This is a genomic window from Bradyrhizobium dasycarpum (genome assembly GCF_042019905.1).
GTDB classification, from domain to species: domain Bacteria; phylum Pseudomonadota; class Alphaproteobacteria; order Rhizobiales; family Xanthobacteraceae; genus Bradyrhizobium; species Bradyrhizobium japonicum_B.
Window position 1 is genome coordinate 799,514 of record NZ_CP169574.1, and the last position, 18,013, is coordinate 817,526.

Annotated in this window: 18 protein-coding genes and 1 pseudogene; 13 read left to right on the forward strand and 6 right to left on the reverse strand. The window is 63.4% G+C overall.

Annotated features, from left to right (window positions below):
- The 4 genes from ACETMP_RS04120 to ACETMP_RS04135 all read right to left on the reverse strand — a co-directional run bounded on the left by ACETMP_RS04120 (nt 1) and on the right by ACETMP_RS04135 (nt 4,400).
- Nucleotides 1-1,011, reverse strand: coding sequence for a branched-chain amino acid ABC transporter permease (locus tag ACETMP_RS04120; protein ID WP_375159989.1), 1,011 nt, complete (start codon nt 1,009-1,011; stop codon nt 1-3).
- Between the two features lie 201 nt (nt 1,012-1,212).
- Nucleotides 1,213-2,040, reverse strand: a complete 828-nt coding sequence (locus tag ACETMP_RS04125; protein ID WP_028136897.1) for an AraC family transcriptional regulator — start codon at nt 2,038-2,040, stop codon at nt 1,213-1,215.
- Nucleotides 2,041-2,167: 127 nt separating this feature from the next.
- Nucleotides 2,168-3,418 (reverse strand): ABC transporter substrate-binding protein, encoded by a 1,251-nt coding sequence (locus tag ACETMP_RS04130; RefSeq protein ID WP_028136896.1) that lies wholly within the window; start codon nt 3,416-3,418, stop codon nt 2,168-2,170.
- A 223-nt stretch (nt 3,419-3,641) separates the two neighbouring features.
- Nucleotides 3,642-4,400 (reverse strand): SDR family NAD(P)-dependent oxidoreductase, encoded by a 759-nt coding sequence (locus ACETMP_RS04135; protein ID WP_375159990.1) that lies wholly within the window; start codon nt 4,398-4,400, stop codon nt 3,642-3,644.
- Nucleotides 4,401-4,569: 169 nt separating this feature from the next.
- Here ACETMP_RS04135 and ACETMP_RS04140 point away from each other — a divergent pair, with 169 nt between their 5' ends.
- The 6 genes and pseudogenes from ACETMP_RS04140 to ACETMP_RS04165 all read left to right on the forward strand — a co-directional run bounded on the left by ACETMP_RS04140 (nt 4,570) and on the right by ACETMP_RS04165 (nt 10,424).
- The gene (locus ACETMP_RS04140; RefSeq protein WP_375159991.1) at nt 4,570-5,829 is read left to right on the forward strand and encodes an extracellular solute-binding protein; all 1,260 of its coding nucleotides are present in this window, start codon (nt 4,570-4,572) and stop codon (nt 5,827-5,829) included.
- Between the two features lies 1 nt (nt 5,830).
- Nucleotides 5,831-6,762 (forward strand): annotated as a pseudogene (locus ACETMP_RS04145) (carbohydrate ABC transporter permease).
- Nucleotides 6,755-7,603, forward strand: coding sequence for a carbohydrate ABC transporter permease (locus ACETMP_RS04150; RefSeq protein WP_375159992.1), 849 nt, complete (start codon nt 6,755-6,757; stop codon nt 7,601-7,603). The pseudogene ACETMP_RS04145 and the gene ACETMP_RS04150 overlap by 8 nt, the downstream one beginning before the upstream one ends.
- Nucleotides 7,604-7,625: 22 nt before the next feature.
- Nucleotides 7,626-8,723 carry a Gfo/Idh/MocA family protein gene (locus tag ACETMP_RS04155; RefSeq protein ID WP_375159993.1) on the forward strand — a complete coding sequence of 366 codons (1,098 nt, stop codon included), beginning with the start codon at nt 7,626-7,628 and terminating at the stop codon, nt 8,721-8,723.
- 10 nt (nt 8,724-8,733) lie between these two features.
- Complete coding sequence (locus tag ACETMP_RS04160) at nt 8,734-9,378, forward strand: ThuA domain-containing protein (RefSeq protein WP_375159994.1); 645 nt, start codon at nt 8,734-8,736, stop codon at nt 9,376-9,378.
- Entirely contained in the window at nt 9,375-10,424 is a 1,050-nt protein-coding gene (locus ACETMP_RS04165; protein WP_375159995.1) for a LacI family DNA-binding transcriptional regulator, read from the forward strand. The genes ACETMP_RS04160 and ACETMP_RS04165 overlap by 4 nt, the downstream gene beginning before the upstream one ends.
- Nucleotides 10,425-10,633: 209 nt before the next feature.
- Here ACETMP_RS04165 and ACETMP_RS04170 read toward each other — a convergent pair whose 3' ends face one another.
- Nucleotides 10,634-11,005: a tRNA-binding protein gene (locus tag ACETMP_RS04170; RefSeq protein WP_375159996.1), complete on the reverse strand. Its 372-nt coding sequence runs from the start codon at nt 11,003-11,005 to the stop codon at nt 10,634-10,636.
- 104 nt (nt 11,006-11,109) lie between these two features.
- Here ACETMP_RS04170 and ACETMP_RS04175 point away from each other — a divergent pair, with 104 nt between their 5' ends.
- Nucleotides 11,110-11,469 carry an ArsC family reductase gene (locus ACETMP_RS04175; RefSeq protein ID WP_375159997.1) on the forward strand — a complete coding sequence of 120 codons (360 nt, stop codon included), beginning with the start codon at nt 11,110-11,112 and terminating at the stop codon, nt 11,467-11,469.
- Between the two features lie 60 nt (nt 11,470-11,529).
- Here the strand turns inward: ACETMP_RS04175 and ACETMP_RS04180 are convergent, their stop codons facing one another.
- Entirely contained in the window at nt 11,530-12,216 is a 687-nt protein-coding gene (locus tag ACETMP_RS04180) for a hypothetical protein (RefSeq protein WP_375161836.1), read from the reverse strand.
- Nucleotides 12,217-12,529: 313 nt separating this feature from the next.
- Here ACETMP_RS04180 and ACETMP_RS04185 point away from each other — a divergent pair, with 313 nt between their 5' ends.
- The 6 genes from ACETMP_RS04185 (at nt 12,530) to ACETMP_RS04210 (ending at nt 18,000) form a co-directional block, all read left to right on the forward strand.
- On the forward strand, nt 12,530-13,285 hold the full coding sequence (locus tag ACETMP_RS04185) for an ABC transporter ATP-binding protein (protein WP_028136885.1): 756 nt from the start codon (nt 12,530-12,532) through the stop codon (nt 13,283-13,285).
- Nucleotides 13,278-14,024 (forward strand): ABC transporter ATP-binding protein, encoded by a 747-nt coding sequence (locus ACETMP_RS04190; RefSeq protein WP_375159998.1) that lies wholly within the window; start codon nt 13,278-13,280, stop codon nt 14,022-14,024. Before ACETMP_RS04185 ends, ACETMP_RS04190 begins: the two co-directional genes overlap by 8 nt.
- A gap of 55 nt (nt 14,025-14,079) precedes the next feature.
- Nucleotides 14,080-15,300 (forward strand): ABC transporter substrate-binding protein, encoded by a 1,221-nt coding sequence (locus ACETMP_RS04195; RefSeq protein WP_028136883.1) that lies wholly within the window; start codon nt 14,080-14,082, stop codon nt 15,298-15,300.
- Nucleotides 15,301-15,365: 65 nt separating this feature from the next.
- On the forward strand, nt 15,366-16,229 hold the full coding sequence (locus ACETMP_RS04200) for a branched-chain amino acid ABC transporter permease (protein ID WP_008551982.1): 864 nt from the start codon (nt 15,366-15,368) through the stop codon (nt 16,227-16,229).
- A 1-nt stretch (nt 16,230) separates the two neighbouring features.
- Entirely contained in the window at nt 16,231-17,199 is a 969-nt protein-coding gene (locus ACETMP_RS04205; RefSeq protein ID WP_375159999.1) for a branched-chain amino acid ABC transporter permease, read from the forward strand.
- 156 nt (nt 17,200-17,355) lie between these two features.
- Nucleotides 17,356-18,000, forward strand: coding sequence for a DUF47 domain-containing protein (locus ACETMP_RS04210; protein ID WP_375160000.1), 645 nt, complete (start codon nt 17,356-17,358; stop codon nt 17,998-18,000).
- Nucleotides 18,001-18,013: the final 13 nt, after the last annotated feature.

Genomic DNA, 18,013 nt, shown 5'->3' on the forward strand with positions numbered 1-18,013 from the left:
TCAGCGCCTCGCCAGCAGGCCCTGCGGCCGCAGCGCCAGCACCAGCACCATGATCAGGAAGGTCACGACGATGGCGTAAGTGGGGATGTAGACCGAGCCGAGCTGCTCGGCGAGGCCGATGATCAGCGCGCCGAGCGCGGCGCCGGGGATCGAACCCATGCCGCCCACGATCACGACGACGAGAGAGGCGAGCAGGAAGCGGATGTCCTCACCGGGCGAGAGCGACTGGAACGTGCCGCCGACCACGCCGGCGATGCCGGCAAGCCCGGCGCCGAGCGCGAAGACGAGCACGAAGACGACCTGGATGCGGACGCCGGTCGCAGCGAGGATGTCGCGGTCGTCGACGCCGGCGCGGATGATCATGCCGATCCGGGTGCGGTTGAGCGCGAGCCACATCGCGATGCCGATGACGGCGGAGGCCAGGAAGATCACGAGCCGGACCAGCGGATAGCGCAGGTAGACCGGCTCCCCCGAGGATTTCACCGCGGTGAGCAGCGGCAGCTCGATCGGGCCGATCAGCCAGTTCGGGGTCTGGATCTGGTAGAAGTCGCCGCCGCAGGCCCACAGCATCAGGTCGGCGAACACGATTGAGAGCCCGATCGTCACCATGGTCTGGCGCAGATCCTGGCCCTCCATGCGGCGGAACACGAGAACCTGGAGCAGCACGCCGACCAGCGCGGTCAGGACGAAGGCGACGATGAACGACAGCACCCAGGAGCCGGTGGAGACGCTGATGGCGTAGCCGACATAGCCGCCGAACAAATAGAGCGAGCCGTGCGCGAGATTGACGTTGCGCATCAGGCCGAAGATCAGCGTGAAGCCGCTGGCGACGAGGAAATAAAGACCTCCCAGCGTGATGCCGTTGAAGAGCGCGTTGAGGAACACCCGCTTGCGGCCGACAGCCTCTTCGAGGCCTGGCGGCCACACCGCGAAGATCAGCCACAGCGCCACCGCGACCGCGATGATGACGATCAATGCCCAGGCGGGATGACGCTCGACGAAGCGGCTCATGATCGCCGCTCCGTCTCAACGTCGATCCAACCCTCTCCCTGCAAGCGAGGTGAGGGGGCGCGCAGACCGTCACCGGCCGCAAGCCCTGCCATGAACGTGCGCTCCCTGTCGACCGCGGTCCTCGTGTCGGGACCGCGTCCCGCACATCCTAATGGGGCTGATGGGGACGCATTTGATCGTGAGTATCTTTTCGCGCGCCCGTCAGGCGCGCAAAACCTTGGCGGCGCGGCGATAATCGGTCGGGGCCATCCCGACATTGGCGGCGAAAAAACGCGTGAAGCCGCTTTGCGAGGAGAAGCCGAGATCGAAGCCGATATCGGCGATCGGCGCCTCGCTCGCCACCAGCGCCTCCAGCGCCTGCTCCATCATCAGCGTGTTGAGATAGAGGTGGGGCGTGACGCCGGTCTGGGTGCGGAACAGCCGGTAGAAGTGCGGTCGCGACAGGCCGGATTCGCGCGCGATGGTGTCGAGCTCGATCTCGGCGCCGGGACTTTCCGACATCATCTTGATGCACTTGCGCACGCGAAAATCGGTAACCGAGCCGTTCGCGCGCGGATCGCGTGCGGCCTCCGCCTGTTGCCAACTCTCGTCGTAGCAGATGTCGATCAGCCGTCTCAGCTCGCCATCGAGGCTGTTGAGCGAGGGAGCGCCGCAGACGAGGGCGGCTGCGTGCCGGATATGCTTGTCCAGCGCGACCGATCTCGTGAACTGGGTGCGGCCGAAGCGCAACCGGTCGGTGCCGGGCGCGTCGGGCGCAAACCATTCCGCGTTGACATAGAGCACGAAGAAAACGGCGCCGCCTTCGAGGTCGGACGGCAGGAAATTATGCGGCTCCCATGGATTGACGGCGACGACGGAACCTTCGGTGAGCTCGTAACGTCCATCGCTGACATCGATGCATGCGGGACGCCCCCCGACATGGAAGATCAAATGACCTTCACGATGTGCGTGAATGTTGAAAGGGCGGTTCAACTGATAGACCGTCGCCCGGCCGAAGCGGCCGTGGAAGACGGCGAGCGCCCGGCTCATGCCTTCCCTCCCAGAAGCTCTTCGTTTTTCCGATAGCGTTCAACAACCGGGGAGAGAATGCAAGTGCGCACACGTCGCGCCTTTACAAATCTCTCCCCGGTCAGTCATCGCCCGCAACGGGACTACGTCAGTACTTCTTACATTCCGGTACTGTACGGCTTGGCAAACCGATCTTGGCGAACACCGCAGGGTCATAGCCCAGCGTCTGGTTGACGTTGGGGATCACCTTCACGACCTTCGAGAACAGCGCGCCCTTGCCGTCGTCGACGACTTCGGTGACGAAGTTCGTGCCGATCGCCTGTCGGTTGGAGTCGAGCTTGATCTTGCCGTTGGGCGCGTCGATCTCGATCTTGGCGAGGGCTTCCTTGTATTTGGCCTGGTTGTTGGAGAGATCGCCATTGACCTGCCGCAGCGCCAGGATCAGCGCCATGGTGGAGTCGTAGTAGTTGGTGGCGAGCAGTGACGGGCTGGGGAAGCGCTTGTTGGGCGGGAAGGCATCCTGATAGGCCTTCACGAATTTCTGCCAGCCCGGATCCTCCCAGGTGTCGGCCTGGCCGCTCGCCGCGATGGTGCCGATCAGAGCGTTCTTGGCGTTGCCCTTGGACGACAGGATGGTCTGGTCGATCATGATGGAGCCACCCATCAGATGCGCCTTGCCGCCGGCCTGCTGATATTGGTTCAGGAAGTTGACGGCGTCGGCGCCGCCGAGGCCCAGATAGATCGCATCGACATCGTCGGGCAGCGCCGCGATGACCGAGGCGAAGTCCTTGGTGCCGAGCGGCACCCATTGCCGGTTGGTGACCTGTCCGCCGGCGCCGCAGAATTCGAGCACGAGGCCGAACACCTGGGTGTAGATGAAGGAATAATCCTCGCCGACGGTCGCGATCTTGCGATACTTCTTCTCCTCATAGGCGTACTTGCCGAGGCCCACCTGCCACTGCGCGCCGTCCATGTTGTAACGGAAGAAGTTCGGAGCGGGATCGACATAGGTCGTTTCCTGCGCACCCGAGGCGGCGTTGATGAAGGTCAGCTCCGGATGGGTCTTTGCGAAATTCTTGACGGCGATGCCTTCGTCACCGGATAGCGGGGACAGCAGGATCTGCACCTTGTCCTGCTCGATCAGTTTTCGCACGGCACGGACCGCAGAGTCGGGCGTCGCGTCGGTGGAGGCGATGATGAACTCGAGCTCCTTGTCGCCGACTTTCTTGCCCAGCACGTTCAGCGCGGTCTGATGGCCGCGGATACCGTCCTCGCCGAGCACCGTGTAGGTGCCTTCGAGGGTCGCGGTGACGCCGACCTTGATCTTTTCCTGGGCGATCGCCGCGCCCGAAAGAAACAGGCTGCTCAGCGCGAGCAGTCCCACACTGCATTTCGACATTTTGCTCCTCCCTGTATCGCAGCTTTGTTGCCGCGCGACGCCCGTGGCTCTCGAACGGCCCGCGGCTTTGGAGGGAAGCTAGCCGAAGTCGAATGCGCCTGCCCGCGTGAGCGCCTCGTCTGGTTTGACGGGCAGTCTCATTTTTGAATGTTGCGGCGCAAGTTGTTTTGCAGTGCAAGCGGTGACCGCGCCGTGCCTCGATGCAGCCGCGGTCCTCGGCATCTCACACCCAGCCGCCATCCACGATGTAGTGCTGAGCGGTGCAGGCGGAGGCTTCGTCGGAGGCGAGAAAGACGGTGAATCTGGCGACCTCGTCGGGGACGAGTTTGCGCTTCAGGCATTGCCGCTGCATCAGCTCCACCTCGCCCTCCGGCGTCATCCATTTCTCGAGCTGGCGCTCGGTCATGATCCAGCCCGGCGCGATCGCGTTCACGCGGATATTGTAGGGACCATAGTCGCGCGCCAAGGAGCGCGTGAGACCGATGACGCCCGACTTGCTGGCCGTGTATGCAGCCATGCCGCCTTGTCCGGCGATCCACGACACCGAGCCGAAATTGATGATGGCGCCGGCATTTGCCGCCTTCATGTCCGGCAGCACGGCCTGCGCCGCAAAGAACTGGTGCTTCAGGTTCACCGCGATGCGATCGTCCCAATATTCCGGAGTCATCTCCTCGGTCTTGTGCCGTTCGTCATTCGCGGCATTGTTGACGAGGATGTTGATCGCGCCGTGCGCGCTGCGCACCTCCGCGATGCCGGCGCGCAACGCGGCGATATCGGTCAGGTCGACGCGCCGGAAATGCGCAGCCAGAGCCTGATCGGACAACTCGCTCGCGAGGCGTTGACCTGCCTCGGCCTTGATGTCGAAGAACACGACCTCGGATTTCTGTTGCGCGAAGCGCCGCACGATCGCAGCGCCAATTCCCGATGCGCCACCGGTGACAAGAACGACCTTGCGGGCGAGGTCGGAATAAACGGCGGTCATGGACACCTCTCGAGTTGCGTTTGCGGACGGCGCAGGGCGCCGCCCATCTCTCCCTGGACCGACCTTAGCTGTTCCCCTCTGAGGTCCATAGATCAGAATTTTAGTTGCGCACCTCAAAAATCGAAGGCAGGATTGCGATCAACGAATAAGAGCCGGTGGGAGGAATGTGATGAGACTGCTCGGGAAGCTGGGACTCGCCGCTGCCGCCAGTCTGCTTTGGGCCAATTCGGCCGCAGCCGACACGACCGTGAAATGGCTGCACATCGAAGCCAATCCGGCCCAGGTGAAGATCTGGGAGGAGGTTGCGCGCGCCTACGAGGCGTCGCATCCGGGCGTCAAGGTCGAGATGCAATTTCTCGAGAACGAGGCCTACAAGGCCAAGCTGCCGACCATCCTGCAATCCAAGGACCGGCCGAACATCATCTACAGCTGGGCCGGCGGCGTCCTGAAGACGCAGATCGAGGCCAGCGTCCTCGATGACATCACCGACCAGGTGAAAGGCTATAGCGACAGCCTGACGCCGGCGGCGCTCGCCGCCTTCACCAGCAACGGCCGCGTCTATGGCCTGCCGACCGCGCTGTCGCAGGTTGGTTTCCTCTGCAACAAGGACCTGATGGCCAAGGCGAAGGTCGATCCTGCCGCGATCAAGACGTGGGACGATCTGCTTGCCGCAGTGAAGACGCTGAAGGCGGCGGGCGTCACGCCGATCGTGGTCGGCGGCGCCGACAAATGGCCGCTGCACTTCTATTGGACGCATCTTGCGGTACGCATCGGCGGCAAGCCGGCCTTCGACGCGGCGCTGCGCGGCGAGAATGGCGGCTTCGCCGGCGAAACCTTCCAGAAATCCGGCGAGCTGTTCAAGCAGCTCGTCGATCTCCAGCCGTTCCAGAACGGTTTTCTCGGCTTCAAGAACCCGCAGGCCGTCGGCTATTTTGGCGACGGCAAGGCGGCGATGACGCTCGCGATCTCGACCGTCTATCACTTGCAGCGCGCGCTCGCCGCCGACAAGGTCGGATTGAGCGAGGACAAGATCTGCTGGTTCGATTTTCCGGTCGTGCCAGGCGGCAAGGGTGCACCGACGGATACGCTCGGCGGCATCACGGGCTGGTTGATCACCAAGGGCTCGCCGAAGGAAGCCGTCGATTTCCTGAAGTACTTCGTCTCGAAGGACGTGCAGACGCGGCTTGCGGCAGGCAATTTCCTCATCCCGGTGGTGCAGGGCGCCGATGCCGGCCTCAACAACGCCTTCATGAAGCTGATCGCGGCCAATCTGTCGAAATCGAACTACCACCAGAACTTCTATGACCAGAGCCTGGGCCCCTCCGTCGGCCGCGTCGTCAATGATGTCACCGCGGAAATCGCCGGTGGCAGCATGAACCCGCAGGACGCGGCGAAAGCCATCGAGGCGGCGTGGAAGCAGGGCAATTGAGGTGACGCGGCGGATCGCGATCGCGCCGGCGATGAGCGTTGCCGGCGAGACGGCCGCGGTTCGCGGCCCGAGCTGGGACGGCCGCTTCACGGTCCTGATCCTGTTCCTTCCGCCGGCGCTGCTGTTGTTCACCCTGTTCGTGGTGTTGCCGATCGGCGAGGCCGCCTGGTACTCGGCCTTCAACTGGAACGGGTTCGGCAGGCCGACCAACTGGATCGGATTCGACAATTACCGCTTCGTGCTGGAGACACGTGCCTTCTGGCTCGCGCTGCGCAACAACGGGCTGATCATCGCAGTCTCGCTCGCGATCCAGCTGCCGCTTGCGCTGACGCTGGCGCTGATGCTCGCCGAGCGCTTTCGGGGGCCGTGGCGCTGCGCATGCTGTTCTTCATGCCCTACATCCTGGCCGAGATCGCGACCGGGCTGATCTTCTCGTTCGTCTATGACGGCGACTATGGCCTGGTCGCCTCGATCTGGCGCACCTTCGGCGCCGAGCCGCCGCATCTTCTGGCCTCGACCGACACGGCGATGTTGGCGGTGCTGATCGTGATCGTCTGGAAGTATTTCGGCTTCCACATGATGCTGTTCATCGCCGCGCTCCAGGGCCTCGACAAGAGCCTGGTCGAGGCGGCGAGAATCGACGGTGCAACGCGCTCGCAGGCGCTGCGTCACGTCGTCATCCCCTTGCTCTATCCGACGATCCGGCTCTCGGTGTTCTTCGCCATCGTCGGCTCGCTGCAGCTGTTCGACCTGGTCATGCCGCTGACGCGCGGGGGCCCTGCGGATTCCTCCAACACCATGGTGAGCTTCCTCTACAACAACGGCATCTCGCGCATGCGGGTCGGCTATGGCAGCGCCATCGGCGTGATCCTGTTCGTGATCTGCGTGACCTTTGCCTTCACCTACAAGCGATGGTTCATGCGCGATGAGTAGTGTCGAAACCGCCCGCGCGCCGTTCGATCCCGCCGTGCCGCTCAAGACGGTGTTCCTCGCCGTCGTCGCCGTCTTCGTGCTGGTGCCGCTGCTCGCGACCGTGCTCGGAGGTTTCAAGTCGCTCGGCGAATTGCGGGTCAATCCGTTCGGCTGGCCCATGCAATGGGAATGGCAGAATTATGCCGACATCCTGTTCTCGGCGCGTTACTGGCAGCTCCTGCGTAACTCGCTGATCATCTCGACGCTCACGGTGACGTTGACCCTGATCGTCGCATCGATGGCGGCTTTCACCTTTGCCCATGTCAAGTTCTACGGCAGCTCGATGCTGCTGAGCTACCTGACGCTCGGTCTGCTGTTTCCGGCCGCGACCGCCGTGCTGCCCTTGTTCATCAAGGTGCGCGACCTCGGACTGCTCGATACCTATTTCGGCGTCGCGCTGCCGCAGGTGGCCTTCGGCCTCGCCATGAGCGTGCTGCTGCTGCGGCGCTTCTTCAAGGACATTCCGCACGAGCTGCTCGAAGCCGCGCTGGTCGATGGCTGTAGCTACATCAAATTCTTCCGCTACGTGACATTGCCGTTGTCACGGCCGATCCTCGCGACCGTCGGCACCATCACCTTCGTCAACAGCTGGAACGCCTATCTGCTGCCGCTCGTGATGCTCAACACCGATGCGCTCTATCCCTGGCCGCTCGGCATCATGATCTACCAGGGGGAATATTCGTCCGAGTGGCACCTGATCCTGGCCTTCATCACGCTCACCATCCTGCCGACGATCATTCTGTTCCTTCTGGCACAGAAGCACATCGTCGCCGGCCTCACCGCAGGCGCGGTGAAGGGATGAGCAGGACTTCACGGAGAACGCAATGAGAAAAGTCGGCGTCGGAATCATCGGCTGCGGTGTGATCAGCACCGCCTACCTCAAGGCAGCGCAGCGCTTCCCGGTCATGGAGGTGAGAGCGTTGGCCGACATGCGCAGCGATATGGCCGAGCGTCAGGGTGCCGCCTTCGGGCTGCCGGCGATGCGGGTCGATCAGCTGCTCAAGCGCGACGACGTCGAGATCGTCATCAACCTCACCGTGCCGCTCGCCCACACCGACGTCAGCCTGGCGGTGCTGAATGCCGGCAAGCACGTGCATTCCGAGAAGCCGCTCGGCATCAACGTCGCGGAGGCCCGCAAGGTGATGGATCTCGCCGCGCAGAAAAGCCTTCGCGTCGGCTGCGCGCCCGACACGTTCCTCGGCGGCGGACACCAGACCGCGCGCAAGCTGATCGACGACGGCGCGATCGGCACGCCCGTGGCGGGCAGTGCCTTTTTCGGCTGCCCGGGCCACGAGCGCTGGCATCCGGCACCGGGGTTCTATTACCTGCGGGGTGGCGGCCCGATGCTGGACATGGGCCCGTACTACATCACCGATCTCGTGCAGCTGCTCGGTCCGGTCGCGAGCGTGATGGGGTCGACCGCGCGCCCGAAATCCGAGCGTCTGGTCACCAGCCAGCCGATGAACGGCAGCTTGATCCCGGTCGAGGTTTCGACCCATGTCGCAGGCACGCTCGAATTCGAGAGCGGAGCGGTCGTCTCGATTGCGATGAGCTTCGACGTGCCGAAGCACCGGCATGCGCCGATCGAGATCTATGGCGACAAGGGCAGCATGCTGGTGCCGGACCCGAACCGCTTCGGCGGCGAGGTGCAGGTCGCCAAGACCGGCGCTGAATGGGAGACGGTGCCGTTGACCCACGGTCATGTCGAGGGCGAGTTCCGTTCCATCGGTGTCGCCGATATGGCCTCCGCGATCCTCAACGACCGGCCGCATCGCGCCAGCGGCGCGCTCGCCTTCCACGTGCTGGAGGTGATGGAGGCGTTCCAGACCTCCGCCGACGAAGGGCGGCGCGTCAAGATCGAGAGCCGCGCCGAGCGGCCGGCGATGCTGCCGGCCGGACGTGAAACCGGACAGATCGACTGAGGACAGAAACATGCGCAAGGCAATGATTGTTTGGGGCGGTTGGCCGGGACACGATCCGGATCTGTGTGCCTCGATGATCCGCGGCTGGCTCAGGGCGGAAGGTTTTGAGGTCCGGATCGAAACGACCACGGAAGCATTCGGCGATCCGGCGATCCATGATCTCTCGCTGATCATCCCGATCTACACCATGTCGAAGATCGAGAAGGCGGACGCGCTGAATCTCTGCGCTGCGGTGCGCGGCGGCGTCGGGCTCGCCGGCCATCATGGCGGCATGTGCGATGCCTTCCGCGAGTCCGTCGAATACCAGTTCCTGTGCGGCGGGCAATGGGTCGCCCATCCCGGCAACATCATCGACTACAAAGTCGACTTGACGAAGCCGGACGACCCCATCATGAAGGGCCTGAAGAGTTTCGAGCATCGTTCCGAGCAGTACTACATGCATGTCGACCCCGCCAACGAGGTGCTGGCGACGACGACCTTTACCGGCGAGCACGCGCCCTGGATCGAGGGCGTGGTGATGCCCGTGGTGTGGAAAAAGCGCTATGGCGCGGGCAGGGTGTTCTATTCCTCGCTCGGCCACCGCGCCTACGAGCTCGACGTGCCGGAGATCCGCACCCTCATGACCCGCGGCATGCTGTGGGCGGCGCGCGAATGAGAGCTGACGCGACGCAGCCGGTCGTTCGCGCGACGCTCGAGGATGTCGCGCGGGCCGCCGGCGTTTCGCTCGCGACCGTCGACCGCGTCGTCAACCGGCGCGAGGGCGTGCGCGCCAAGACCGTCGCGCGTGTCGAGGCCGCCGTTGCCAAGCTGGGCTACCGCGCCGACGTGGCGGCGGCGCGGCTCGCACGCGGGCAAAGCTATCGCTTTGCCTTCGTGCTGCCGTCCGGCAGCAACAGCTTCATGACCAATTTGGCCGAGCAGGTCCAGCGCACCGCAGACTGGCTTGCCGGCCAGCGCGGCTTCATCGACATCCTCCATGTCGACGTGTTCGATCCGGATGTGCTGGCCGGTGCGCTGGAAGACTTGTCGCCGGCCTATCAGGGCGTCGCCGTCATCGCGCTCGACCATCCAAGGGTGCGCGCTGCGATCGACGAACTCACCGCGCGCGGGGTCGCCGTGGTGACCCTCGTATCGGACGCGCCGAGCTCGCGCCGCCTGCATTATGTCGGCATCGACAACCCGGCCGCGGGACGAACTGCCGCAACGCTGCTGGGGCGCTTCCTCGCCGGCCGCGAGGGGACGGTCGCGGTGATCGCCGGGTCGTTGTCGCTGCGCGATCACACCGAGCGGCAGTTCGGTTTCCACCAGATCCTGTCCAGCGAGTATCCGAACCTGCGCATGCTGCCGGTCATCGAGGGCCGCGACGACAGCGCACGCACGCGGGAGCTCACCGCCGCGCTGCTCGCGCGCCATGCCGATCTCCGCGGCATATATTGCTGCGGCGCCGGAAATCGCGGCATCGCCGATGCGCTCGAAGCCTCCGGCCGCGCGCGCGAGGTGGTCTGGATCACCCACGAGCTCACCCAGTACACACGGCGTTTCCTGGTGCGCGGCACGCTCGATGCCATCATCAACCAGGATCCCGGCCACGAGGCGCGGTCTGCGGCGCGGGTCCTGCTCGCGCATTGTTCGGGTGAGCCGATCAGCCCGGATCAGGAGCGCATCCGCATCGACATTTTTCTGCGGGACAATCTGCCGTAACCTTCCGCGGCGGCCGCAAGACGTGCGCGCGATCGTCCGCACCGAGGTCGCGCCGGATGAGACCATCATGCTGGCCGCGTTCGACCGGCGCCACGATCAGGGCGCGCGGTATCTTAATGCCGTCGACGGCGCCGGCGCGGGCGCGGCGGTTGGGCAGGGCTTCGGCAGTGCGCCGGGGGCAGCGACGCGGCAGCCCCTGGACCGCGCGGCTAGAACAGCCGTCCGCCGTTCGGCACCGGCTGGCTCGGCTGCACCAGCACGACCTTGCCGTCGGCATCGGGGAAGCCGAGCGTCAGCACCTCCGAGATGACAGGTCCGATCTGGCGTGGCGGGAAATTGACGACGGCCGCGACCTGTTGTCCTACCAACGTCTCGAGCGGATGGTTTTCGGTGATCTGGGCCGAGCTCTTGCGCACGCCGATGGTGGGTCCGAAGTCGATCCATAGCCGAAACGCCGGCTTGCGCGCCTCGGGAAACGGCTTGGCGTCGACGATGGTGCCGACGCGGATATCGACAGCGAGGAAGCTGTTGAAGTCGATGGTCGGCGTGGCGGCGGCTGCGGGATCGTGGGTGACGTGCATGGGATGTCCGTTCGGCGAGGTGGCGTCGTTCGCAATATTGTCGCGCGGAGCGGAGTTTCGTACAACGCCGCGTCCATCACGATGCGTCATGCGCGAGGAACGTCTTGCCCAACATCATCTACGGCATCAAGAACTGCGACACCATGAAGAAGGCGCGCGCTTGGCTCGACAGCCATGGCGTGCCGTATGCGTTTCACGACTACAAGGCGGCGGGCGTGGAGAAGGACAAGCTCAAGCAGTGGAGCGACAAGGTCGGCTGGGAGACGCTGCTCAATCGCGCCGGGACGACGTTCAAGAAGGTTCCCGATGCCGACAAGGAAGGCCTCTCCGAGACAAAGGCGCTGGCCTTGATGCTAGCGCAACCATCCATGATCAAGCGGCCGGTGCTGGAGATCGGCGGCAAGCTGCTGGTCGGCTTCAAGCCGGACATCTATGCCAGGGAAATCGGCCCCAAGTCGCGCTGAGAATGTCATCGCGCTTTGGCTTGTTGTTTGGGCTTGTCGGCGCGCAAACGCGTTCCGCGCTTAGTTAAGCTCGATGATCTCGTTGGCGACGCCGGGACCCGGCTGGTCCGCGAACTCGACCAGTTCGGCCGTCGCGATGCGGCCGGGCGCACGATGAAAGAGCTCACGATCGATCAGGGCGCGCAGTTTCGGGCGCGGCAGCGCGTCATTTCCGCGCATCAGATTCTTGATCTCGAAGCCGCCATCCTCGCAGAAGGTCTTGACCGATGCGATGACGTGACAGACTTTGCCATCGGTCTGGAAAGGCAGCAGCAGCCGTTCGTAGGCGACGATGCGCCCGTAGATGTCGTCGACGTCGGCGACGCTGTAGACGGGCAGCCCGCGCGCCACGCATGCGTGATAGATCGGCATCACGAACGGCGCGAGTCGCGGCCCGAGATAGTCCTCGAGCAGAACGCCCTTGCCGGTATGTCCATAGGCGCGCGAGATGCGCGTGTTTTCGCTCTGGATGATCAGGCGCGGGACCGGCGTGGAAGCATCCACCGTATAATAGATGAGATCGGACAGCTCTTCCTCGAGCCGCGCAGGCTGATATTCCCAGAGTGCTGGCGCGATCTGCTGGCGCGCATAGAGTCGCAGCCACGTGTTCAGGAGATCACGCTGCCTGATCGACTTGACGACGGAAGGAGCGGCGCTCGCGAAATCCAAGACAATATTCCCGACCATCAAACCCGCGCACGATCCCATGTGCGGGAAAATTTTTGATGAAGGCTGGCGCACGGAACGAAAGACCGTTAACGACGGCTTGACGACCGGTGTCTTGCGAACCGGGAGGCCGGGCAGGCACGACATCACGCACCTCCGACTAAGGGAGCATCTGTATCCCAGCCGGAGACCTGATCTGCTCAGCTTTCCGCCTTGCCTAACCCCCGTCACCTCCGGCATATTCCGCGCCCGGAGGCGGCGTTCCGGATGGGCTTCAAGGACAGGCTCCAAGGCCACCGGAAAGCCGAAGCAACAAGGATAGCCACGCGCGGCGCGCGGGCAGGGGGAAATCTGTTTGGCCGATGAGTTCATTCTCGAAACGGAAGGCTTGACCAAGGAGTTCGCGGGCTTCTTCGCCGTCCGCGACGTTGCGCTCAAGGTTCGCCGTGGGAGCATTCACGCGTTGATCGGCCCGAACGGGGCCGGCAAGACGACCTGCTTCAATCTTCTGACCAAGTTCCTCAAACCGTCTGCCGGAAAAATCCTGTACAAGGGGCAGGACATCACGGCGATGGCGCCGGCCGATGTGGCTCGCCTGGGGCTTGTTCGTTCGTTCCAGATTTCGGCGGTATTTCCGCATCTCACCGCGCAGGAGAACGTCCGTGTCGCGCTTCAGCGCCAGCACGGCTCTTCGTTCGATTTCTGGCGCTCCAAGTCGGTCCTCAACCGCTTCAACGACCGCGCCCGCGAGCTCCTCAACGATGTCGGTCTCAGCGAATTTGCCAACACGCCCGCGGTCGAGATGCCCTATGGGCGCAAGCGTGCACTCGAAATTGCAACCACGCTCGCGCTCGACCCGGAGATGATGCTGCTGGACGAGCCGATGGCCGGCATGGGCCACGAGGACATCGACAAGATCGCGGCCCTGATCAAGCGCATCTCCGCGAAATATACCATCCTGATGGTCGAGCATAATTTGAGCGTCGTGGCCAACCTCTCCGACATCATCACCGTGCTGACGCGCGGGCAGGTGCTCGCGCAAGGTCATTACAGCGAGCTCACCAAGGACGAGCGCGTTAAGGAAGCATACTTGGGAGCCGGGCATGCCTGACACTGCGATTGCCGAGGCTCCGGCCAAGGTTGCGACCGGCGGAAACATCCTTCAAGTCCGCAACCTCGAAGCCTGGTACGGCGAGTCCCACATCCTGCACGGGATCAACTTCGACGTGAATGCGGGCGAGGTCGTCACCCTGCTCGGGCGCAACGGCGCCGGCAAGACGACCACGCTGAAGTCGATCATGGGCATCATCGGCAAGCGTACCGGCTCGGTGAAGTTCAACAACCAGGAGATTATCCGCGCGAGCTCCGACAAGATCGCGCGCATGGGCATCGCGTTCTGCCCGGAAGAGCGGGGCATATTCGCCAGTCTCGATGTGCGCGAGAACTTGATGCTGCCGCCGGTGGTCCGTGAAGGCGGATTGCCGCTCGAACAGATATTCGAGCTGTTTCCGAACCTGAAGGAGCGGCTCAACAGCCAGGGTACCAAGTTGTCCGGAGGCGAGCAGCAGATGCTCGCGATCGCGCGCATCCTGCGCACCGGCGCGAGCTTCCTGATGCTGGACGAGCCGACCGAAGGCCTTGCGCCCGTCATCATCCAGCAGATCGGCCACACCATTGCGCGGCTCAAGAAGGAGGGCTTCACGATCCTCCTTGTCGAGCAGAATTTCCGCTTCGCCTCCACGGTCGCCGACCGCTATTACGTGGTCGAGCATGGCAAGATCATTGACGGATTTTCCAATGCCGAGCTTGCCGCCAACATGGACAAGCTCCACACCTATCTCGGTGTGTAGCTGTGCAGGCCGGACCATCGAGAGTAACTATTAAAGCCATACTGGGGAGCGGATCATGAAGCACGGCATTTCGGCAATGTTGCTCGGCACAGCGCTGGCCTTCGGTTCGGCAGGTGCCGCGGTCGCGCAGGACAAGAACATCAAGATCGGCGTGCTGACCGACAATTCGGGACTCTATGCCGACCTCGGCGGCCCTGGCTCGACCGTCGCCGCGCAGATGGCGATCGAGGATTCCGGGCTCGCGGCCAAGGGCTGGAAGCTCGACCTGATCTCCGCGGACCATCAGAACAAGCCCGACATCGGCTCCACGATTGCCCGGCAATGGATCGACGTCGAGAAGGTCGACATCTTCATGGATGTCCTGAACTCCGGCGTTGCGCTGGCGGTCAACAATGTCGTCAAGGAGAAGAATTCCATCCTGATCGACACCGGCGCAGCGACGTCGGATCTCACCAACGCGCAGTGCTCGCCGAACACGGTCCACTGGGTCTATGACACCTACATGCTGGCCAACAGCACGGGGCAGGCGCTGGTGAAGTCGGGCGGCGACACCTGGTACTTCCTGACCGCGGACTACGCCTTCGGCCATGCCCTCGAGCGCGACACTGCCGCGGTCGTGCTGAAATCGGGCGGCAAGGTGATCGGCAACGTCAAGCATCCCCTCAATACCGCCGACTTCTCGTCGTTCCTGCTTCAAGCGCAAGCGTCCAAAGCCAAGATCATCGGCATGGCGAATGCCGGCGGCGACACCACCAACACGATCAAGCAGGCGGCGGAGTTCGGCATCGTCTCCGGCGGCCAGAAGCTTGCGGGCCTGCTTCTCTTCATCACCGACGTGCATGCGCTCGGCCTGAAGGTGGCGCAGGGCCTGAACTTCACCGAGACTTTCTATTGGGACATGAACGACGGGACGCGCGCGTTCTCCAAGCGCTTCTCCGAGCGCATGAAGAACAAGGCGATGCCTTCGATGGTGCAGGCCGGCGTCTATTCAGGCCTGCTGCACTATTTCAAGGCGCTTGAGGCGATGGGTGGCAATCCGCATGACGGCGCCAAGGTCGTCGCCAAGATGAAGGAGATGCCGACGGACGACGCGCTGTTCGGCAAGGGCACGATCCGCGCCGACGGCCGCAAGCTGCATCCGGCCTATCTCTTCGAGGTGAAGAAGCCCGAGGAATCCAAGGGGCCGTGGGACTATTACAAGCTGATCGGCACGACCCCCGGCGAGCAGGCCTTCCGGCCGCTGTCGGAAAGCGCCTGTCCCCTGGTGAAGAAGTGAGTTGGCCGCGCCCGCGGGCGCGGCAGAATGAATTGGCATAACGCGACCGGGTACGAGATTGATCGATGCAGGCTCTTTACGCTCAGCTACTGGTGGGACTGATCAACGGCTCGTTCTACGCGCTGCTCAGTCTCGGGCTTGCCGTGATCTTCGGCATGCTCAACATCATCAATTTCGCCCATGGCGCGCTCTACATGATGGGCGCCTTCGTCGCCTATTTCCTGCTGAACCTCGGCGGCATCAACTATTGGTGGGCGTTGCTGCTGGCGCCCATCATCGTCGGCATCTTCGGCATGATCCTCGAGCGGACCATGCTGCAATGGCTGACCGGGCTCGATCATCTGTACGGCCTGCTCCTGACCTTCGGCATCGCGCTGATCGTGCAGGGCGTGTTCCAGAACTATTTCGGCTCGTCCGGCCTGCCTTACGCCATTCCGGACCAGCTCAAGGGCGGCATGAATCTCGGCTTCATGTTCTTGCCGATCTATCGCGGCTGGGTGGTCGTGTTCTCGCTGGTCGTGTGCCTTGCGACCTGGTTCCTGATCGAGAAGACCCAGCTTGGCGCATACCTGCGCGCCGCCACTGAAAATCCGACTCTGGTGCGCGCCTTCGGCATCAACGTGCCGCGCATGATCACGCTAACTTACGGTCTCGGCGTCGGCCTCGCCGCGCTCGCCGGCGTGCTCTCGGCGCCGATCAACCAGGTGCGGCCGCTGATGGGCGCCGACCTCATCATCGTCGTGTTCGCGGTGGTCGTGATCGGCGGCATGGGATCGATCATGGGCTCCATCATCACCGGCTTCGCGCTCGGGGTGATCGAGGGTCTGACCAAATATTTCTACCCCGAGGCCTCCAATACCGTCGTGTTCGTGCTGATGGTGCTGGTGCTCTTGGTGAAGCCAACGGGATTGACGGGAAGGGCGGCCTGATATGACAACCCTGACGGACGACACGCTGCCGGTAACTCCTCGCGCGATGCGCGACGAGATGATTGTCTTCGTGGTGATGGCGCTGCTGCTCGCGACGGTGCCGTTCACGGGCGTCTACCCGTTCTTCGTCATGCAGGCGCTGTGCTTTGCGCTGCTCGCCTGCGCCTTCAACCTGCTGGTCGGCTATGGCGGCCTGTTGTCGTTCGGCCACGCGATGTTCCTGGGCACTGCCGGCTATTGCAGCGCGCATGCGTTGAAGGTGTGGGCCTTGCCGCCCGAGCTCGGCATCCTCGTCGGCATCGCTGCGGCGTTCGTGCTCTCGATCGTCACCGGCTACATCTCGATCCGCCGCCAGGGCATCTACTTCTCGATGATCACGCTGGCGCTGTCGCAGCTCTTGTACTTCATCTACCTCCAGGCCCCGTTCACCCACGGTGAGGACGGCATCCAGGGCATCCCGCAGGGACACATGTTCGGCATCTTCGATCTGTCGAAGCCGACGGTGCTGTATTACGTCGTGCTGGCCGGGTTCCTCGCCGGCTTCCTCTTGATCTTCCGTATCATCAACTCGCCGTTCGGCGAGGTGCTGAAGGCGATCCGCGAGAACGAGCCGCGGGCGATCTCGCTCGGCTACCGGACCGACCAGTACAAGTTCCTGGCCTTCGTGCTTTCAGGCACGCTGGCCGGCTTTGCCGGCGCGCTGAAAGTGTTCGTGGCGCAGAACGCCTCGCTCACCGACGTCCATTGGTCGATGTCCGGCGAGGTCGTGCTGATGACGCTGGTCGGCGGCCTCGGCACCATCTTCGGCCCCGTGGTCGGCGCCTTCGTGATCATCGCCATGCAGCAATATCTGGCGGGTTTCGGCCAGTGGGTGACGGTGATCCAGGGCGCGATCTTCGTGGTCTGCGTGCTCACCTTCCGCCGCGGCGTCGTCGGTGAAATCGCGCATTACTTCCGGAGATCGCTCTAAGTAATTGATTTAAGGTCAATTTACTTGTCGCGTGAAAGCGGTGGATGATCCGGCTCCGCGGGCGTGAGATGACACGCGCGCGGCGCGAAAATGGTTTATGACAGTTCGATGACGGCCCCTTGGGCCGGGCCATTTTCCAACCGGTAGCCTATCCCCATGATGCGATGGTTTCGTGCTTTCCTGCCCAAGGAAGAACGGTTCTTCGACCTGTTCGACCGACATGCCCAGACGGTGATCCAGGGCTCGATCGCGCTCCAGGGCATGCTCAACGGGGGCGAGGAGACGCCGGTCTATTGCCAGCGCGTCAACCAGTTCGAGAACGACGCCGACAACATCACCCGCGAGGTGCTGACGGCGGTGCGCCGCACCTTCATCACCCCGTTCGACCGCGGCGACATCAAGAACCTGATCACCTCGCTGGACGACGCCATCGACCAGATGCAGCAGACCGCCAAGGCCGTGATGCTGTTCGAGGTCCGCACCTTCGAGCCGCCGATGCGCGAGATCGGCGCGCTTCTGATCGAATGCGCCAACCTGGTCGGCCGTGCACTGCCGCTGATGCAGTCGATCGGCCCGAACGTGGCCATGCTCACTGCGATCACGGAAGAGCTGGGCAAGCTGGAAGGCCGCGTCGACGATCTCCACGACATCGGGCTGAAGGAGCTGTTCCTCAAGCACCGCAACGGCAATGCGATGGACTTCATCGTCGGCGTCGAGATCTACGACCACCTTGAGAAGGTGGCTGATCGTTTCGACGACGTCGCGAACGAGATCAACAGCATCGTCATCGAGCAGGTGTAGCGCATGATCCGGA